14 protein-coding genes are annotated in these 17,712 nt (G+C 63.6%); 6 read left to right on the forward strand and 8 right to left on the reverse strand.

The features are described from left to right. The first annotated feature begins 91 nt into the window (after positions 1 to 91). From FAX90_RS04490 to FAX90_RS04500, 3 genes are read left to right on the forward strand one after another with little or no spacing between them, the layout of a single operon-like run. Entirely contained in the window at positions 92 to 583 is a 492-nt protein-coding gene (locus FAX90_RS04490) for a Csu type fimbrial protein (protein ID WP_144095905.1), read from the forward strand. Between the two features lie 15 nt (positions 584 to 598). After that, positions 599 to 1,342, forward strand: coding sequence for a fimbrial biogenesis chaperone (locus tag FAX90_RS04495; RefSeq protein WP_144095907.1), 744 nt, complete (start codon positions 599 to 601; stop codon positions 1,340 to 1,342). Next, a complete protein-coding gene (locus FAX90_RS04500; protein ID WP_170234858.1) occupies positions 1,314 to 3,728 on the forward strand; it encodes a fimbria/pilus outer membrane usher protein in 2,415 nt (804 codons plus the stop codon). The genes FAX90_RS04495 and FAX90_RS04500 overlap by 29 nt, the downstream gene beginning before the upstream one ends. A gap of 47 nt (positions 3,729 to 3,775) precedes the next feature. Here the strand turns inward: FAX90_RS04500 and FAX90_RS04505 are convergent, their stop codons facing one another. The 6 genes from FAX90_RS04505 to FAX90_RS04530 form a co-directional block, all read right to left on the reverse strand. Continuing rightward, a complete protein-coding gene (locus tag FAX90_RS04505) occupies positions 3,776 to 4,747 on the reverse strand; it encodes a quinone oxidoreductase family protein (protein WP_144095911.1) in 972 nt (323 codons plus the stop codon). 124 nt (positions 4,748 to 4,871) lie between these two features. Further along, positions 4,872 to 7,058: a TonB-dependent receptor gene (locus FAX90_RS04510; RefSeq protein WP_170234860.1), complete on the reverse strand. Its 2,187-nt coding sequence runs from the start codon at positions 7,056 to 7,058 to the stop codon at positions 4,872 to 4,874. 115 nt (positions 7,059 to 7,173) lie between these two features. Continuing rightward, the gene (locus tag FAX90_RS04515) at positions 7,174 to 8,142 is read right to left on the reverse strand and encodes an SDR family oxidoreductase (protein ID WP_144095915.1); all 969 of its coding nucleotides are present in this window, start codon (positions 8,140 to 8,142) and stop codon (positions 7,174 to 7,176) included. Between the two features lie 25 nt (positions 8,143 to 8,167). Further along, positions 8,168 to 9,046, reverse strand: coding sequence for an enoyl-CoA hydratase/isomerase family protein (locus FAX90_RS04520; protein WP_144095917.1), 879 nt, complete (start codon positions 9,044 to 9,046; stop codon positions 8,168 to 8,170). Positions 9,047 to 9,070: 24 nt separating this feature from the next. Next, positions 9,071 to 10,135 carry an aromatic ring-hydroxylating oxygenase subunit alpha gene (locus FAX90_RS04525; RefSeq protein WP_144095919.1) on the reverse strand — a complete coding sequence of 355 codons (1,065 nt, stop codon included), beginning with the start codon at positions 10,133 to 10,135 and terminating at the stop codon, positions 9,071 to 9,073. Positions 10,136 to 10,176: 41 nt separating this feature from the next. Further along, positions 10,177 to 11,349 (reverse strand): CaiB/BaiF CoA transferase family protein, encoded by a 1,173-nt coding sequence (locus FAX90_RS04530; RefSeq protein ID WP_144095921.1) that lies wholly within the window; start codon positions 11,347 to 11,349, stop codon positions 10,177 to 10,179. A gap of 178 nt (positions 11,350 to 11,527) precedes the next feature. Between FAX90_RS04530 and FAX90_RS04535 the strand changes: the two genes are divergently transcribed. The 3 genes from FAX90_RS04535 to FAX90_RS04545 all read left to right on the forward strand — a co-directional run bounded on the left by FAX90_RS04535 (position 11,528) and on the right by FAX90_RS04545 (position 15,134). Continuing rightward, the gene (locus FAX90_RS04535) at positions 11,528 to 12,694 is read left to right on the forward strand and encodes an acyl-CoA dehydrogenase family protein (protein ID WP_144095923.1); all 1,167 of its coding nucleotides are present in this window, start codon (positions 11,528 to 11,530) and stop codon (positions 12,692 to 12,694) included. Then, positions 12,694 to 14,031: an MmgE/PrpD family protein gene (locus FAX90_RS04540; RefSeq protein WP_144095925.1), complete on the forward strand. Its 1,338-nt coding sequence runs from the start codon at positions 12,694 to 12,696 to the stop codon at positions 14,029 to 14,031. The genes FAX90_RS04535 and FAX90_RS04540 overlap by 1 nt, the downstream gene beginning before the upstream one ends. Before the next feature lie 80 nt (positions 14,032 to 14,111). After that, a complete protein-coding gene (locus FAX90_RS04545) occupies positions 14,112 to 15,134 on the forward strand; it encodes a LacI family DNA-binding transcriptional regulator (protein ID WP_144095927.1) in 1,023 nt (340 codons plus the stop codon). Here FAX90_RS04545 and FAX90_RS04550 read toward each other — a convergent pair. Beyond that, positions 15,131 to 16,609 (reverse strand): aldehyde dehydrogenase, encoded by a 1,479-nt coding sequence (locus tag FAX90_RS04550; protein WP_144095929.1) that lies wholly within the window; start codon positions 16,607 to 16,609, stop codon positions 15,131 to 15,133. The two genes, FAX90_RS04545 and FAX90_RS04550, sit on opposite strands and share 4 nt — an antisense overlap. Next, positions 16,606 to 17,688 (reverse strand): alcohol dehydrogenase, encoded by a 1,083-nt coding sequence (locus FAX90_RS04555; protein WP_144095931.1) that lies wholly within the window; start codon positions 17,686 to 17,688, stop codon positions 16,606 to 16,608. The genes FAX90_RS04550 and FAX90_RS04555 overlap by 4 nt, the downstream gene beginning before the upstream one ends. Positions 17,689 to 17,712: the final 24 nt, after the last annotated feature.

Raw genomic sequence — 17,712 nt, forward strand, 5'->3', positions numbered from 1 at the left:
AAAGGTAAACGCCCAATTTACGAACATTACAGATTTCTCCCCTAGACGGCTGTTTACCCTTTTCGGGCCAGCACAACAGGGAGACCACCCCATGAAGACCATTCTGAAGATCGGCGGCGTTGCTGCGGCGTTGATCGCGGCCCCGGCATATGCCGGCACCGCAGACACCACGATGCCGGTTACGGCAGAAGTTCTCGACGCCTGCACCGTCAGCGCAACTCCCATGGCATTCGGCACGATCCCCGTGCTTGGTTCGCAGGACATCGACGCACAGGCCACCGTTTCGCTGCTTTGCACCGTCGGTGCGAGCTACGACGTCGCGATGGATGTCGGTCTCAACTCCTCGGGCGGCGGACAGCGCTATCTCGGCAACTCGGGCGGCGCGGCAGACGTGATCCCGTATGACATCTACACCGACTCGGCCCGCAGCGCGGTCTGGGGCAACACGGTCGGCAACACCGTGGGCGGCGTCGCCACCACCGGTATCGTCGACATCACGGCCTATGGCCGGATCCCGGTTTCGGCCACTCCGGTCGTTGCCGGCTCCTACGAAGATACCGTGACCGTCACGGTCACCTTCTGATCGGAGCGATCTGACATGCGCACCGGTGCCATCGCCTTGATCGCCCTTCTCGCCGCGGCCAGCCCCCTGGCTGCGGAAACGTCCGACACGCCCGCAAACTCCGCGGGTGCGGCACTGGACAGGGGGGCGAACATCTCGGTGGCACCGCTGCGTCTCGAACTTGGCGGTGCACAGACCGCCGAAACCCTGCGCCTTCGCAATCCCGCCGCCCGCAAGATCGGCGTACAGGTACGCGTTTTCGCATGGGACCAGGTCGACGGCGAGGACGTCTACACGCCCACGACCGACGTTTCGATCTCACCCGCGATCATCCAGATCAAGCCGGGCGACACCCAGATTTTCCGCGTGGTCCGCACCACGCAGGCAGGCGAGAGCGAAAAGCGTTATCGCGTCGCGATCGACCAGCTTCCCGACCCCTCGCTCAACCGGCACGGCGAGTTCACACCGCGCCTGCGCTTTACCCTTCCGCTGTTCGTAGACCGTCAGACCGCCCAGCCCGCCCAACTGGCCTGGCAAGTCGCGGGCGACAAGCTCCTGCTCGACAATGCAGGCGGCCAGACCGTGCGGATTGCAGCGGTCGCCATGAACGATGCCAGTGGCGAGGCGCTTCCGCTCAATCGCAGCGGCCTGCGCTATGTCATGGGCAGCAAGAAAGCCGAATGGACGATCCGCAGCGGCTGTCCGAGCGGCCCTATCGAGATCGCGGCTCTCGTCGACGGGGAAGAAACCCGTGTCCAGGCGCAGCCGAACTGCGGTTGACCTATTCGCCGCGACGTTCCTGCTGATCGCGGCACTGGTCGGTGCGAATGCCCCGGCAGCGGCGCAATCGGCCGATCCCTTCGCCCTGCCCGGCGATGTCACGATTGCCGATGCCGTCGACTTGTCCGGCCCCGGCCTGTCCACTATTCGTATCGACGGCATCGATCAGGATGACCTTGTCCGCCTCGCGTGGATCGACGGCGTGCTCAACATCGATGCCGACGACGCGCGCATGGTCGGCCTGCCGGTCGCGGAGGACGCTATCGATAGCGAGGCCAGCGGCTATGTCCCGCTCGACACCTTCGTCCTTGCCACCTGGGATTTCAGCCAGCTCGACCAGACGCTGATCGTCAAGAAATTCCGCAAGAGCGACGGCGTCAACTACAAGGACCTGTCCCGCCCGACGCGCGATCCGGCGCAATTCCGCCCGATGACCGCCTTCCTCATGGATTATGACCTGACCGCCTCGGCCGGGGCCAGTGGAAGCTACGCCGCCGGCGCATTCGACGCCCGCGTCGCCCGCGGGGACGAGCGGATCGGCACGAATTTCCGCGTTCTGTCGGACCCTGCAAAGGGTTACAACACGGTCACCCGCCTCAACTCTGCGCTGCAGATGGCGGACCGGGCGCAGGGCGTGACGATCACCGTCGGCGATCATATCTCGGTCGGCAGCAACAGCCAGCGTCCGCTGCGATTCGGCGGCATCCAGATCGCCAGCGATTTCGCGCTGCGCCCAGGCATCGTGTCCTACCCCCTCCCCGCATTCGACGGACAGGTCGCGGTTCCGACCGGCATCGATCTGGTCATCAATGACAAACGCTTTTCGGCAGGCGAACTGGAGGCAGGTGAGTTCGCGGTGCGCAACGTGCCGGTCAGTCCGGGGCGCGGCGAAGTTTCCGTTGTCCTGAGGGACGAACTCGGCCGTGAAGTCGTGCAGACGACAAAGCTCTATGTCTCACGCGATTTGCTGCGCAAGGGGCTATGGGAAGGCGGCGTCAACATCGGCGCGATCCGCCGCAACTTTGGCAAGCGCAATGCCGATTACCGCGACCTTTCGATGACGTTTCTGGCCCGGCGCGGGTTGTCCGACACGCTTTCGCTCGGCGCGTCGGGCGAAGTCGGCGCGGGCATCGCAAACCTTGGCGCGCATGGCGAAGTCGCGCTTGGCGGTGTCGCGCTGGTGACGGGGGAACTGCGCGGCAGCACGGGCACGGGATCGTCGGGCGCGCTCGTCCGGCTTGGCGTGGAATCCTTTGGAAGCGGTCTTTCGGGCCGGATCGAGGGGATTTTCCCGACCAAGGGCTACCGCGATCTGGCGGCGGCCTCGGGCGATGCCCTGCCGGTATCGCAGATCAATGCGATGGTTAATTTCGACCTAAGACAGTACGACGCCCGCTTCCTCGTCAGCGCCAGCCGCATCATTCGCCGCAATGATCCGCGCTATCCCACGTCGAACGGCAGCACCACGATCCTGCGCGCCAACGCCCGAAAATCGCTGGCCGACCGGCTTGACGTCGGGCTCGACCTGGCCTGGCGCAAGAGCGACAATTCACGCATCAGCGCCATGGTCGGGATCATGTACCGGTTCGGCGAACGCACGCAGGCGATGGGCAATATCGCGCGCAACGGCAGCCGGACATCGATGCAGGCCAGCATCCAGCGCCCCGACATTCTGCCCGGCGATTTCGGCTATGGCGTCGAAGCGACCCGCGCGATCAGCGAGCGGCTAAGCGGGCGCGGAAGCTATCGCACGCCAAACACCCGCGCCGAGGCACAGGCCGAATACGTATCGGGGCGTTTCGCGGCCCGGACCGGCCTTCGCGGCACGCTGATCGCGACGGGCGGCACCGTCTTTGCCCGGAACCAGACCGGCGGTGCCTATGCCTTTGTACAGACCGGCAATGTCGGCGGGGTCACGGTGATGCGCGAAAACCGGCTGGCCGGCGTGTCGGACGACAAAGGGCGCGTGCTGGTCGAACAGGTAACGCCCCTCGTCCCGACACAGTTCGACATCGACCCCGACGAACTGCCCGCCGATGTCGTCACCGGTTCGACCTATCGCCGCGTTGCCGTGGCGCGCGGTTCGGTGGGCCGGGTGGAAATGGACATCAGCGCATTCCGCTCGCTGCCCGTGCGCGTGATCGACGCAAACGGCCAGCCGCTGCCGCTTGGCATGATGCTGGCATCGGAAAAGGGCGAAAGCTACATGGTCGGTTACGACGGCCTTATCGATTACAACGCGCTTTCACCGGCAAAGACCCTGCACGGCGAATTGCGGCAAGGACAGGCCTGCACGCTCACCATTCCCGGCACTGTCGCGGCGATCGAGGGGATAGCGCAATTGCAGGCCGAATGCAGCACGACGGTCATCGCGCTGGCACACTGACGCGCATCGATCGCCACCACGGCAGGACAGGCTCGCGCCGACTGCCCTCAGACGGTGATGACCTGCATTCCCATCGTGTCCCCTGCAAAGCGCGCGATGACCTTGGGTGCCGCGTCAAAGGCGTGGCAGCCCTCGACCGGTACGGTGAGCCTCCCGTCGCGGACCATCGCGTCCAGATCCCTGATCGCCTCTTCACGCTCGGCTTCGGTGCGATTGGGAAAGGCGGCTCCCATCGCGGCATAAGTTCGCCCGATCATGTCGAGCGGGTTCAGGTTGGGCAGGCCTGCCGCATTTCCAACCAGGACCAGCCGCCCCCCGAACGCTATGCCTTCAACCGCCTGATCGCTGGGTTCGCCGCCGACAGGATCGAAGATCACGTCGGCGCCATGCCCGCCGGTCAGTTCGCGCAAGGACTCTCCGATGTTCGCGCGCGTCGTATCGATGACGTGGTCGGCACCTTGGGCACGACAGAAATCGATCTTTGCCTTCCCTCGTGCGGCGGCAATGACCTTTGCGCCCAGCGCCTTGCCGAGTTCTATCGCGGCCGATCCCGTGGCACCCGAACCGCCAAGAACCAGCAGCGTCTCTCCCTCAGCCAGTCGTGCCCGGCTGACCAGCCCGACGTAAGCGGTGTGATAGGAAAGTACGAACGCCGCCGCTTGGATATCATCCAGCTCGTCCGGTGCGGCGAATGTATGGAATTCCTTCGCCAGCGCATATTCGGCAAGTGCGCCCGCATGGCTTTCATAAAGCGTGCGCGCCATGACTCGGGTGCCCGGTGACAGGGTGCTGCCGGGTCCGACCTGAGCGATCGTGCCGCAGAAAGAATGGCCCGGTATCGCAGGTGGGCTTTTGACGAAAGGATAACGCCCCTGCACCGATCGCAGATCAGGCAGCCCAAGTCCCACGGCCCGCACCTTGATCAGCACTTCGCCGGGGCCGGGTACGGGCTTTTCGATGTCCTTCAACGTCAGGACATCGAGCGGTTCGCCAAACGTGTCCGCCTGCCATGCCAGCATCTTGCGCCCCTCTGTTCATTTCTGCCCCCTCACCAACACGCATCGCGTCCGAAAACTAAGGGGCAATCGCCTGGCGAGTGGCCGTCGGCGCAAGGTTATACCTGCGCCGACGACCATTCCGGCCCTAGAAGTCGTAACCGAACGTCACGCCATAGGTGCGCGGTGCGGTCGGAACGGCGAAGTCGTTCCCTCCGCCCACGGCGACCAGGTTCGTGTAGAAGTACGAATTGGTCAGGTTGTTGCCCCACACCGAAAGGCGCAGACCATTGTTGCCTTCCCATCCCAGCGACGCGGAGAGCATTTCGTACGATCCGCGAACCTGACGGTTATCCAGCTCGCTGAAGCTCTTGCCGTTGTATGACAGGTTGCTGCTGAGCGTGACGTCACCGCTGTTCATCGGCAGGCGATATTCAAAGCCGACGTTGCCGGTCCACTTCGGTGCATAGGGCAGACGATTGCCCTTGGCGTTGAAGTTGGGGTCGCCAAAATCGTTTCTGCCGTTGGGCAGGCGGTTCACATTGGGCGCATTGGGGAAGTCGCCAATCTGCGTGTGCAGGTAAGCCCCGTTCGCACGCAGGGTGAGGTTCGGCGTGACCCTGCCGTTCAGTTCCGCTTCGGCGCCGTAGATCTTTGCAGACGGGCCGTTGATTGTGAACACGCTGCCGGCGACCACTCTCTGGAACTGGATGTTCTGGAAATCATAGTAGAACGCCGCAGTGTTGAAGTTGACCGCACTTTCGAACAACTGCGTCTTCAGGCCGACTTCGAAAGCATCGATCTTTTCCGTGTCGAAAGCCTCGTTCACCGCAACCACGGTGCCAAGCGAGAAACCGCCCGACTTCACACCGCGGTTATAGGAAACATAGCCCATGACATCCGGCGTGAACTTGTAGTCCAGCGAAAGCCGCCAGGTGGGGCTTTCGTCGGAATACTTCTTGGTCTGTTCCGGCTGAAGCACGAAAGGCGTACCGGCGGCGTTGACCGAACCGGTATAGGTCACCTTGTCCTTCGTGTACCGGATGCCTGCCGTCAGGTTCATCCTGTCTGTCAGGGGATAAGTGCCCTGGGCAAAACCGGAAATCGACCGCGTGGCGGTTTTCCCGTAGACGGCCACGCCAATGGTGGGGTCAGAGAAGGTCGGATCGAAAACGAGACCGGTGATGTCGACCGGATCGCTGTACCCGTTGAAGTTGAAATAATAGACGCCCGCCAACCACTGGAACTTGGCGTCCGACGGCGCGAGGACGTGGAATTCCTCGCTGATCATGCGGGACCGGAAATAGAAATCGCCCCTCACGAGCGGCAGGGCGCTGGCATCCTGATCGAGCCCCTGGAAGATCGTGACTTTCTGATAGGCGGCGATATTCCTGATCTGCAGGCCTCCGAAATCATGCGTTACCGTAAGCGAGCCGCCATAGCTTTCGCCGGTCGCTTCGGTGTTGGAATCGCCCGCGACCTGATAGCGCCCAAGAAAGCCCTGCCCGGTGGCAAGCACTGCCCCCGGCGGATTCTGGGGATCGAGATCCTGTCGATCGAAGTCTGTGTAGTTGCCGGACAGCACGACCTCTGTCGCGTCCGATGGCGTGAGCAGGAGTTTGCCGCGTGCGCTGAAATCGCGCGAGTAGAAACGCTCTTCGCCCGTCGTGATGTTCCTGCCCCAGCCATCGCCCTGGTCCTGATACTGGACAGCGAGGTTCGCCGCGATGTTGTCAGTCAGTCCGCTGGAAACATAGACCGACGCGCTGACCGTGTCGTAGTTGGCATAGCCGACATCGAACTTCATCTGGGGATCGAAGGACGGGTTCTTGGTGATGACCTGCACGACGCCGCCGGTCGCATTGCGGCCGAACAGGGTTCCCTGCGGACCCTTGAGCACTTCGACGCGCTCAACCCCGTTGAATTCGAAAATGTTGGCAACGGCATTCGCCTGGTAGACGCCATCGACATAGACCGCGACCGACGTCTCTGCGAGGAGGTCGCCGGATTTGAACCCGACACCGCGCATAAAGATGTTGGCAGGCCCGAAGCTCTGGTTGATCTGCAGGCTGGGAGCCACCGCCTGAAGCTGCGTCATGCCGGTGACCCCGGCGTTGTCCAGTGTCGATTCGCCGATCGCGCTGATCGTGATCGGCACGTCCTGCAGGCGCTGTTCACGCCGCTGTGCCGTGACGATGATTTCCTGAATGCCGCGATCGGAACGCTCAACCGATTCCTCGGAAGGCTGCGACGGATCAGTCGTTTGCGCCTGCGCGGATTGCGCAAGGACGGTGAACGCCGAGATGCCACTCAGCAGGATCACTTTTACACTCATGTTACACCTCTCCACTTCCATCATTATTTTATTGATACAGAGGATAATAAACTCAGGGCCCGTTTTCTCCAACCACTTTCGGATGCCCTGGTAACTCGGGGACGGATCGCGGCTTTCATTGGCCGCTCTCCTGCGCCATGGCCTGTTCAGGCTGTTGCCCGGAGCCTGCCGTGTCCGAACGTTGCGGATCTTTTGCCGACAGTTCGGCAAAGGCCTTGGTGGCGAATTGTTCGAAAGTCGTGGCCTTGCGCCCCAGCAGCCATTCCAGGGTTCGCGGATTGCCGACGAAGTCGTAGCGCGCATACCAGGCCTGGATAGAGCGGACGATATCGGCCTGGTGCGTGAAGTCCTCGCCGGGATCGCGCGATCCCCACAAGGCGTCGATCAGGTCTTCGGGCGACCGTGCGACAGGTTCGATCTCTCGCCCCATCACGCGCGACAGGATCCGCGCCATGCCATGCGGGGTGATCTTGTCCGGACCGGCAAGTTCATAAGTCGCGAAATAGTGCGCCGAGCCTTCGACCAGCACTTTGACCGCCACGTCGGTCAGGTCTTCCAGCGCGATATAGCTGTGCTTGCAGTGTGCCCGGCTGCCGGCGGCGTCGCCCGAATAGAACGGCATCGAACCCGTCTTCATCGCCGGGGCGACGTAGGCTTCCTGCAACATGTAGTCGCAAGGCCGCAGCGCGGTGAAATTGAGACCCGATTTCACCAGCGCCAGCTCATGTTCCAGCTTGTAGCGATGCTGGATGATGTCGATGAACGGCTGCAGCAGGGACAGGAACAGGACGTGGCGCACGCCGACCTTTTTTGCTGCCTCGACCATGGCAAAACCCATGTCGTATTCGCGCGGATGGGCACCGGGACTGATATGATAGACCGCCTCGCACCCGTCGAGCGCCTCGGCATAAACGGCCGGATCGGCAAGGTCGCCGACAAACACCTCGCTTGCGCCCAGCCCCAGCACTTCATCGTCCCGGCCCGGTGTGCCGCGCGCGGCACGGACGTCGAAACCCGCTGCGGCAAGCTTCGGGATGACGAACTTGCCCTGATGGCCGAACGCTGCGGTAACGAGGATTTTCACTCTGCCGGTCTCCCAATCTGCATCGTCATTTCATCTCGAAGTAACCGGACTCGCCGGACACGATGTCGTCCTGCGACTGGATCGAAATCGGGCGGATGAGCGATCCGGAAATCTGGTGCGTCAGGTTCATCGAAAGGTCCCGGCTGAGCAGGGTCTTCCAGCGTTGCCGCGCGACCGCTGCCGTCAGGCCGCGCACTTCACGCGGGCGTGCCATCAGGTGCCGCGCCATGGCCCAGCTTTGCGCCGCAAGGTCGTCTCTGGGCACGATGTCGTTGACCAGTCCCCAGTCCAGCGCCTGCTGCGCGGAAATCGGCTGGCCCAGGTACATCGCCTTGTTCGCCCGCTTTATGCCGATCAGTTCCTGCAAAATCAGGAAATTCCCGTCGCCGGGAACGATGCCCAGGGTGAAATGCGGTTCGACGAAACGCGCGTCGGGCGTGCAAAGCGTGAGATCGGCCATGAAGGCGGTTTCGGTGTGAAACCCCGGCCCGTTCACCGCGGCGATCACGGGAATGTTCACGGCCCAGATCATCTCTTCCATGAGCTTGATCCCGTCGGTGTAGGTCCGGTCGTAAGGACCGTAGGCCGGGTCGAAGGCCGTCTTTGCGGCAGAGGCCCGCCCTGCGCTTTCGCGTGCGAGGACTTCGGCGCTGGGCGGCTTCATCGGCAGCGCCCAGTGATCGCCCGTGCCCGTCAGGATCATGACCTCGTTCTCGCGATCGGCGCCGACCGCGCGGAACATCTGTCCAAAGGCGCGGTGCAGTTCGAACCCGAACAGCACCGGGCCGCCATCGGTGTGCATCCGCACTTCGATGATGCCGTCCTCGCGCCTCATCGCGAAAAAGTCGGAAAAGCGCTGCGAGTAACTCTCGAACGGTTCTTCCGGCGGGAATGTCAGCGTCATCTCAGCATCCTCTTCGGCAGGGCATCAAGCCGACATTTCGGGTTCGGACACGGTCGCCCCGTGCTCGGCATCGATCAACTTGGTCAGGATCTGCCGGGCTTTCCCAGCGGCCCGGTCGGTCGTCAGGAAGACGGGATTGAGACTGTCGAAATCGTTGTCGCCCATCCTTTCCTGAACCAGTGCGATCATCGGTTCGTCTTCGTGGCGAAAGGCCTTGTCGGTGCTCTCCCGGAACATCTCGGTCAGCTTTTCATCGTCGATCCGGCAGTTGCGCGCATTCATCCAGAAATAGTGTGCGGTCTTGCCCGTTTCGGGGGTGAGGAAGTGGGTGGACGGGATCAGCAGGGCGTTCTCGTCGCGCGGTTGTCCGCACTCTGTCGTGGCGACCTCGAGATAGAGGTTCGAAGGCGCTTCCCACCGCATGTCCGCCGCCCGGTCGCAAGTTTCGGAAGGGCTGTCCCAGACCATCTTCTTGAAGGGCGTCACCGGCTCTCCATCGAAGAAATAGCTCGCCCAGACGGTTGAGCTGTCGCTCTTCATCTTGAACGTGACGTGTTCGCTGGAATCGGGATTGCCCAGGGCTGGATGCAGGAACTGCGCATGCGTGAGGTCCAGCAGGTTGTCGACCGCGAGCTGGTAGTTGCCCTTGACGTGCAGATAGCCGCGCGCGACCGCAAAGCGTTCGTTCCCGTAGAAGCCGCCGAAATCGGGCAGACGGTCTTCGTGCGCCTGTTCAGCGTCGCCCATCCAGATCCACGTGACGCCATACCGCTCCATCAAGGGATAACGGCGAACCGAGGCCGCCTTCGGCACCGGGCCGTGGTAATTGTGGATGCAGGCGCCATCGCTGCCGAAGCGAAGCCCGTGATAGGGGCACTGGATGGCATCGCCGACCAGCGCACCTTCCGAAAGGGGTGCGAAGCGGTGCGGGCAACGATCGGCAAGGGCGACGGGCGTATCGTCCGTCTCACGAAACAGCACGACCGGTTCGTCAAGAAACGTGCGGGCCAGCTGCGTGCGGCCGATCTCGTCGCTCCACGCGGCGGCATACCACGCGTTTCTCAGATATCTCGTCCTTGCCTCACCCATCTCGCTCTTTTCCGTTTCCTTGCGTTCTCAGCCCGTGCCGGTCATTCCAGATCCGCGCCGATCCTGTCCGCGCTTATCGGCGGCGTCCCGATCAAGGCGTTGTGCTCTCCCATTGCCGGGGCGGGGACGGTGAATTCCGGGCGCTGGCCGTCGAAGCTCAGCGGCAGGCCCATGATGCGCAGTTTCTCGTCAGGCGATGTCTGCAGCATGCCCAGCGCCGCGATCTGCGGATGGGCGAGCACTTGGTCGAAAGTCTGGATCGGGGAATGCGGCACCCCTGCCTTGAGCAGCAGGCCTTCCCAATGGGCGACGTCCTGCGTGCCCAGGATTTCCTGAAGAATGGGCAGCAGCACCGCCCTGTTCTTCACGCGATCGGCATTGGTGGCAAAGCGCGGGTCGGCGGGAAGGTCCGGCCTTTCGATGGCCGCGGCCAGCTTGCGAAACAGCCCGTCGTTGCCGGCCAGGATCATGATCTCGCCATCACGCGCCTCGAACGCCTGATACGGCACGATCTGTACGGCGCCCGACCCTTCCCTTCGCGGCAGATCGCCTGAGGCGAGGTAGTTGCCCAAAGGAACGGTCAGCCAGCCGAGCGCGGTTTCAAGCAGCGAGGTATCGACCCGCCCCCCCTGCCCCGTGCGCCTGCGTTCGTAAAGCGCGGCCAGAATGCCGATCGCGGCCCAAAGGCCCATTCCCATGTCGACGATCGAGACGGCAACGCGCACCGACGGGCGCCCCTCCTCGCCCATCATGCTCATCATGCCGCTGAAAGCCTGAAGCAGCGGATCGTAGCCGGGACGATCCCGCAAGGGGCCGGTGTTGCCGAAAGCGCCGCAATTGCAATAGATGAGATCGGGACGCTTGGCCGTGAGATCCTCGGCACCGAAGCCCAATCGCTCCATCGCGCCGAACTTCATGTTGTGAACAACGACATCGGCCTTTTCGACGATGAATTCACGCAGTCTTTCCGCGCTTACCGTGTCCTTGAGGTCCAGCGCGACGCTGCTCTTGCTCCGGTTCAACACCTGGAACATGACCGACTTGCCTTCCCAGAAGGGTGGGCCCCAGCCCCGCGCATAGTCGCCGCCGTCCGCATTCTCGACCTTGATGACATCGGCACCCAGCTCGCCCAGGATCAGCCCGGCATAGGGCGCAGCGACGCTGTGGCCGAATTCGACGACCGTGATCCCTTCCAGTGGGCGGTTACTCAGCATCCGGGGCGTTTCCTCTTCCTGCCTGGCTATTCGTGCCTGTCGCCGATTTCCGATTCGGATCGATCTGTGCAGCCACTCGCGACCATAAGGACCGCGACACCCGTGTCAATGAACCGTTTCATTGACACCTCGTGGGAGCCTGCTATCCGCTCCTCAAGACCACAGGAAGGGCAAGCTTATGACCATGATGGACACCGGGCTGGACTATCCCGAATTGCGCGATTCCATCGCCCGCCTCTGCGCGGATTTCCCGGGAAGCTACTGGCGCGAACTCGAAGATCGCAGCGGCTATCCGACCGAATTCGTCGCCGCGCTGACCGAGGCGGGCTTTCTCGGCATGCTCGTACCCGAAGAATATGGCGGTTCGGGCCTGCCGCTGCGCGCGGCGGCGGTCGTGCTGGAAGAAATCAACGCCAATGGCTGCGTCGCCAGCCAGAGCCACGCCCAGATGTACATCATGGGCACATTGCTGCGGCACGGCAGCGATGCACAGAAGGCGAAGTACCTGCCGGGGATAGCCGCGGGCGAGCTGCGCCTGCAGGCGTTCGGCATCACCGAACCGACGACCGGATCGGACACGACCAGCCTGAAAACCCATGCAGAGCGGCGCGGCGATACCTACGTCGTCAACGGGCAGAAAGTCTGGACCTCGCGGGCAGAGCACTCCGACCTCATGCTCCTGCTGGCGCGCACGACACCGCTTTCGGAAGTGAAGAAACGCACCGAGGGCCTGTCGGTATTCCTGATCGACATCCGCGAAGCGCAAGGGCGCGGCCTCGACATCCGGCCGATCGACGCGATGATCAATCACAACGCCACCGAAGTGTTCTTCGACAACCTCGAAATTCCGGCAGATTCGCTGGTCGGAGAGGAAGGCCAGGGCTTCCGCTATATCCTGAGCGGCATGAATGCCGAACGCATCCTCGTTGCCACGGAAGCCGTCGGCGATGGCCGCTGGTGCCTGAAACGCGCGGTCGAATACGCCAACGAACGTGTCGTCTTCGGCAAGTCGATCGGCAGCAACCAGGGGGTCCAGTTCCCCTTGGCACGCGCGCACGTAGAGCTGGAATCGGCAGACCTCCTATGCCGCAAAGCCGCGGCCCTGTTCGAAGCCGGTGAGGATTGCGGCAGCGAAGCGAACATTGCCAAGCTGGTGGCGTCCGAGGCCGCTTTCCACGCAGCCGACATCGCAATGCAGACGCACGGCGGATTCTCGTTCGCGCGCGAATATGAGATCGAACGCAAGTGGCGCGAAACGCGGCTCTACCAGATCGCACCGATCTCGACGAACATGGTGCTCGCCTACGTCGGGCAGCACGTGCTCGGGCTGGGCCGGTCTTACTGATGAGCAGCCTGACCGCAGACATTGCCCGCGATGCCTGCACCTTGGCCCCGGGCGATATCCCGCCCGAAGCCCGGCGGGTGGCACGCCACTGCATGTTGGACCTGCTGGGCGTGACGCTGGCCGGTGCCGACGATCCCGTAACCCGCATCCTGCGGGCCGAAGCGGAGGAGGAGCAGGCGCGGCCCGCAAGCACCGTGATCGGTACGCCGCTGCGAACGAGCGTGCTGCAGGCCGCGGTCATCAACGGCACAGCTTCCCACGCGCTCGACTATGACGATGTCAGCCTCGCGCTGAACGGGCATCCGACCGCGGCGATCCTGCCTGCCCTGCTGGCGCAGGCCGAGGCGACGGGAGCCACGGGCGAAGCGGTGATGACGGCATTCGTCGCCGGATACGAAGCCGCTTGCCGCATCGGAACGCTGATGCAGCCCGACCACTACCGGCGCGGGTTCCACAACACCGCCACCATCGGGGCGCTGGGCGCGGCCATCGCATGCTCCCGCCTGCTGGGTAGCGACACGGCGACGACGCAGCGCGCCATCGGTATCGCCGGAACCCTGGCGGCGGGTCTGAAGCACTCCTTCGGAACGATGTGCAAACCGCTCCACGCCGGCTGGGCCAACCGCACCGGCCTGATGGCCGCGCGCTATGCGATGCAGGGGATGAGCGCGCGCGAGGACATGCTCGACGCGGCGGGCGGCTTCGCGCACGTGTTGAGCCGGGATCACAATGTCGAGGGCGCCCGTGCCGAGCCCCCCGGCGGCTGGCACATCCTGTCCAATCTCTTCAAGTATCACGCCGCCTGCTACAACACCCATGCGGCGATCGACGCGGCGCGCGAGATCGCCTGCCAGCCGGATTTCGGCCCCGATGCGATCAGCAGCGTTACCGTACGGGTTAATCCGGTGCTCGACACCGTCTGCAACATCCGCCAGCCATCGACCGGGCTGGAGACGAAGTTCAGCCTCACCCACACGGTCGCACTGGCCCTCTGCGGGATCGACACGGCCAGCATCGCGACCTTTTCTGACGCCAACGCCGTCCGCCCCGATCTGGTCGCCATGCGCGACAGGGTCTCGGTAGAATGGATCGATGCGCCCGATACGTTCGCCCGCGTGATCGTGAAACGCCGCGATGGCGAGCGTTTCGAGGCGACGGGCGACAGCAGCGTCGCGAGTGCCGATCTGGACGAGCAGGAAGAGAGACTGGCAGCGAAATTCACCGCGCTGGTGGGCCCGATACTGGGCAACGAGCGCACGGACCGCCTTATCGATACCGTCAGCCGGTTTGAACTGCTGGACGATATTGCCCCGTTGCTCGCGTATCAGTGCGGTTGACAGCGGTTCGTGAAGCTGGCGGAGTAATCGCGCGGCACTGAGAAGGTTGCCCACAACCGTTCAAACACGAGGCGCAATGCATGGCCAAAAGGCCGACAATCAAGGAATTGGCGGCGGAGGCAGGCGTGTCCGTGGGCACCGCGTCGCGGGTCATCAACAAGCATCCCAACGTCGGCGAAGCGGTCCTGCGCAAAGTGAACGAGGCGATCGAGCGTCTTGGCTTCACGCCCGATTCCGCGGCGCAGAGCATGCGCGGCGGCACCACCCGCAGCATCGGCATCATCATTCGCGACATAACCGTCCCCGCCCTCGCCAGCTTTACGAGAGCGGCGCAAGACACCCTGGAAGAGGCCGGCTACGTCCTCATCGTCCTGTGCTCGACCGACTCCAAGGAGCGCGAGCTGGAACTGCTCGACGTCCTTCGCAAGCGCCGCGTCGACGGTTTGATCATGGCCACCTCGTCAGAGCGCGATCCCGACGTCCTGGCCGCGTGTGAGCGGCTGGAATTGCCGATCCTGCTGCTGGACCGCGAATATCCGAAAGACTGGGACGCGGTGCTGGTCGATCATGAGGCAGGCATGGAAGAGGCGATGGATCACCTCCTGTCGCTAGGCCATTGCCGCATCGGGCTCGTGACCGGCCAGCCGACCGTCCGGCCATCGCGGGCGCGCACCGAAGGCTATCGGCGCAAGCTGGAAGAGGCCGGAATCGCCTACGACCCGGCGCTGGTTCGCACCGGCGGGTTCGATCTCAATTCCGCCTTTTTCGAGGCATCGGCCCTGCTCTCGCTGCAAGATCGGCCCACGGCCCTGATCGCGGGCGGGATCAATATGCTGGGCGGAGCCATTCGCGCGATCCGCGCCGCAAGATTATCGGTGCCCGGCGACATCTCTCTGATCGGCAGTGCCGACACCGAGCTTGCCATGTTCTCGACCCCGCCGACCAACGTGATCAGCCACGACGCGGCCGAACAGGGCCGGCTGAGCGCGCAACTGATCCTGAACCGGCTGGCGGGCCGATCGGGACCGGACCCGCACCGGCTGACCCTTTCCAGCCAGTACGTGATGCGCGGGTCTTGCGCGCCTCCGGCCAAGTCCGGTTAACGCATGACGAAGGGGTTGCCGGTTGCCATCTGCTGCGCGATCCACACCGACTTCGTCTGCATGTATTCCATCATCGCTTCCTTGCCGCTTTCGCGGCCCTGCCCGGATCGCTTGAACCCGCCGAAAGGCGACATGAAGCTGACCGCGCGGTAGGTATTGATCCAGACCGTGCCCGCCTTCAGCCGTTCCGCCATGCGCAGCGCGCGGCCAATGTCCGACGTCCATACGCCTGCGGCAAGGCCGTAGACGATGTCGTTGCCGATCCGCACGGCATCTTCCTCGGTATCGAACGGAATGATCGACAGGACCGGGCCGAAGATTTCCTCCTGCGCGATCGTCATGTCGTTCGTCACGCCGGTAAAGATGGTCGGCTCCACGAAACGGCCACCCTGGCTGCCGCTGCCCGTGTAAGGCTTTCCGCCCAGCACGCAGGTCGCGCCATCGCGTTTCGCGATCTCGATATAGCGAAGGACTTTCTCGTACTGCGGCACCGTGGTGACCGGCCCGACGTGCGTGTCCATCGACATCGGATCGCCGATCGCGGCCTGGCTCGCCACTTCGACAAGGCGGGCGACAAGCGCGTCGTGCACCGATCGCTGAACCAGCAGGCGAGAGCCTGCAAGGCAGGTCTGCCCGGTCGCGGCGAAAATTCCGGAGATCGCACCGTTCACGGCCGCATCGATATCCGCATCCTCGAACACTATGTTGGGCGACTTTCCGCCCAGTTCGAGGGTGACCGGCATGATCTTGCGCGCGGCGCTTTCATAGACCTTCTGACCGGCCATGTCCGAACCGGTGAACGCGGCCTTGGCGACGTCGGGATGCTCCACCAGCGGGGCACCGGCTTCGATCCCCATGCCCGTCACGCAGTTGACCACGCCGTCTGGAAAGCCCGCTTCCCTGACGAGGTCCATGAACTCCAGCGTGGAGGTCGAGGTGAATTCCGACGGCTTGACCACCGCTGTGTTCCCGGCGGCAAGCGCAGGCGCCAGCTTCCAGGCGAGCAGCAGCAGCGGGGAATTCCACGCCGTGATCATCGCCACCACGCCAAGCGGTTCATGGGTGGTGAAATTGAGCATGCCGGGACGGTCCGATGGCAGCACGGCGCCTTCGATCTTGTCGGCCATCCCGCCGTAATAGCGGTACCACTCCGCAAGGTACTTCGTCTGCAGGCTCATCTCGGCAATCAGCTTGCCGTTGTCGCGCACTTCCAGTTCGGCGAGGCGTTCGGATTCACGCTCGATGATCTCGGCCAGCTTTACCAGCAGCTTGCCGCGCGCGGTGGGCCGCATTGTCGCCCATTCGCCTGCTTCGAATGCCGCCTTGGCCGCCGCCACCGCGCGGTCCACGTCTTGCGCGTTACCACGCGCGATCTTCGCCCAGACCTCGCCGGTATAGGGGTTGTCTGTGTCGAAATATTCGCCGCTCGACGGTTCGACCCACGCGCCGCCGATGTAATGACGATAGGTTTTCATTCCTGGCCTTCCCCCACTTCGGGCGTGAACACGATGCGCCCCGTCACCCGGCCTGCCTCGAGGTCTTCCATCGCCTCGTTGATCGCGGAAAGGTTGCGAAGTTCGATCGGCATCTGCGTGACCTTACCGGCCCGCACCATGTCGATCAGGGTGCGAAGCTGGGGCGAATTGCCCACGTGGCTGCCGCGCACCGTCATCGCCTTCTGGGTGAGCCAGACCTGCGGCATCTGGAAATCGCCGCCCGCCTGGCCGACGATGATGTACCGGCCCGCCTTGGCCAGCGCCCTGACCGCAATTCGCGCGGTCGCCGCGCCGCCGAACGTATCGACGATGCCCATGAGCCGGCCCCCGGCGATCCGCTGCAATTCGTCAACCGCTCGCGGGTGGCCGCTGTTCAATACGGCGGCCGCGCCCATCTCGCGCGCGGCGTCCAGTTTCGCATCGTCGATGTCGACTGCAATGATGTTCTCGATGCCCATCGCGCGCGCGATGGCGATGGCATTCATGCCCAGCCCACCGCAGCCCAGGATCGCCATCCACTCGCCATCGCGCAGCGGACCCATTTTCTCGAGCGCGTTCAGCACAGTGACGCCCGAACAGGCATGCGGCACCACGTCGGTCGGGTCGAGCCCGTCGATATCCACCAGCCACTTCTCGTCCTCGACCAGGCAGTGCGAGGCAAAGCCGCCCTTCTGGACCAGGCCGATGATGCGCATCGCCATGCAATCGCTTTCGCGGTCTTCGGCGCAGGCCTGGCATTTGCCGCAGCCGATCCACGGGAAGACGAGCACAGCTTGCCCCTCCTTCACCGACTGGACGTCGGGGCCGACAGCCTCGACGATGCCCGCCACTTCGTGCCCCAGAGTCACGGGTAGCTTGGCGCCGCGATCGGCGAAGCTGAGCGTGCCCTCCTGCCCCAGGTCCATATAACCCTTGCGCGCGTGAAGGTCGGAATGACACAGCCCCGCCGCCGTGACCCGGACAAGCACTTGCTTGCCCGTCGGCTGCGGCAGCGGTTCCCTGCGTTCTTCGAGGGGCGCTTGCCACTCCACAAGGTCGAAGCTGACAAGTTCGCTCATACCATCCTCTCCATCGCTTGTTTT

The organism is Croceicoccus sediminis (assembly GCF_007570835.1).
GTDB classification, from domain to species: Bacteria; Pseudomonadota; Alphaproteobacteria; order Sphingomonadales; family Sphingomonadaceae; genus Croceicoccus; species Croceicoccus sediminis.

Bases quoted from the DNA above. Each gene is read 5' to 3' on its own strand.
- FAX90_RS04490 (WP_144095905.1), top strand. From the start codon at position 92: ATGAAGACCATTCTGAAGATCGGCGGCGTTGCTGCGGCGTTGATCGCG.
- FAX90_RS04495 (WP_144095907.1), top strand. From the start codon at position 599: ATGCGCACCGGTGCCATCGCCTTGATCGCCCTTCTCGCCGCGGCCAGC.
- FAX90_RS04505 (WP_144095911.1), bottom strand. From the start codon at position 4,747: ATGCTGGCATGGCAGGCGGACACGTTTGGCGAACCGCTCGATGTCCTG.
- FAX90_RS04510 (WP_170234860.1), bottom strand. From the start codon at position 7,058: ATGAGTGTAAAAGTGATCCTGCTGAGTGGCATCTCGGCGTTCACCGTC.
- FAX90_RS04520 (WP_144095917.1), bottom strand. From the start codon at position 9,046: ATGACGCTGACATTCCCGCCGGAAGAACCGTTCGAGAGTTACTCGCAG.
- FAX90_RS04525 (WP_144095919.1), bottom strand. From the start codon at position 10,135: ATGGGTGAGGCAAGGACGAGATATCTGAGAAACGCGTGGTATGCCGCC.
- FAX90_RS04530 (WP_144095921.1), bottom strand. From the start codon at position 11,349: ATGCTGAGTAACCGCCCACTGGAAGGGATCACGGTCGTCGAATTCGGC.
- FAX90_RS04535 (WP_144095923.1), top strand. From the start codon at position 11,528: ATGACCATGATGGACACCGGGCTGGACTATCCCGAATTGCGCGATTCC.
- FAX90_RS04540 (WP_144095925.1), top strand. From the start codon at position 12,694: ATGAGCAGCCTGACCGCAGACATTGCCCGCGATGCCTGCACCTTGGCC.
- FAX90_RS04545 (WP_144095927.1), top strand. From the start codon at position 14,112: ATGGCCAAAAGGCCGACAATCAAGGAATTGGCGGCGGAGGCAGGCGTG.
- FAX90_RS04550 (WP_144095929.1), bottom strand. From the start codon at position 16,609: ATGAAAACCTATCGTCATTACATCGGCGGCGCGTGGGTCGAACCGTCG.
- FAX90_RS04555 (WP_144095931.1), bottom strand. From the start codon at position 17,688: ATGAGCGAACTTGTCAGCTTCGACCTTGTGGAGTGGCAAGCGCCCCTC.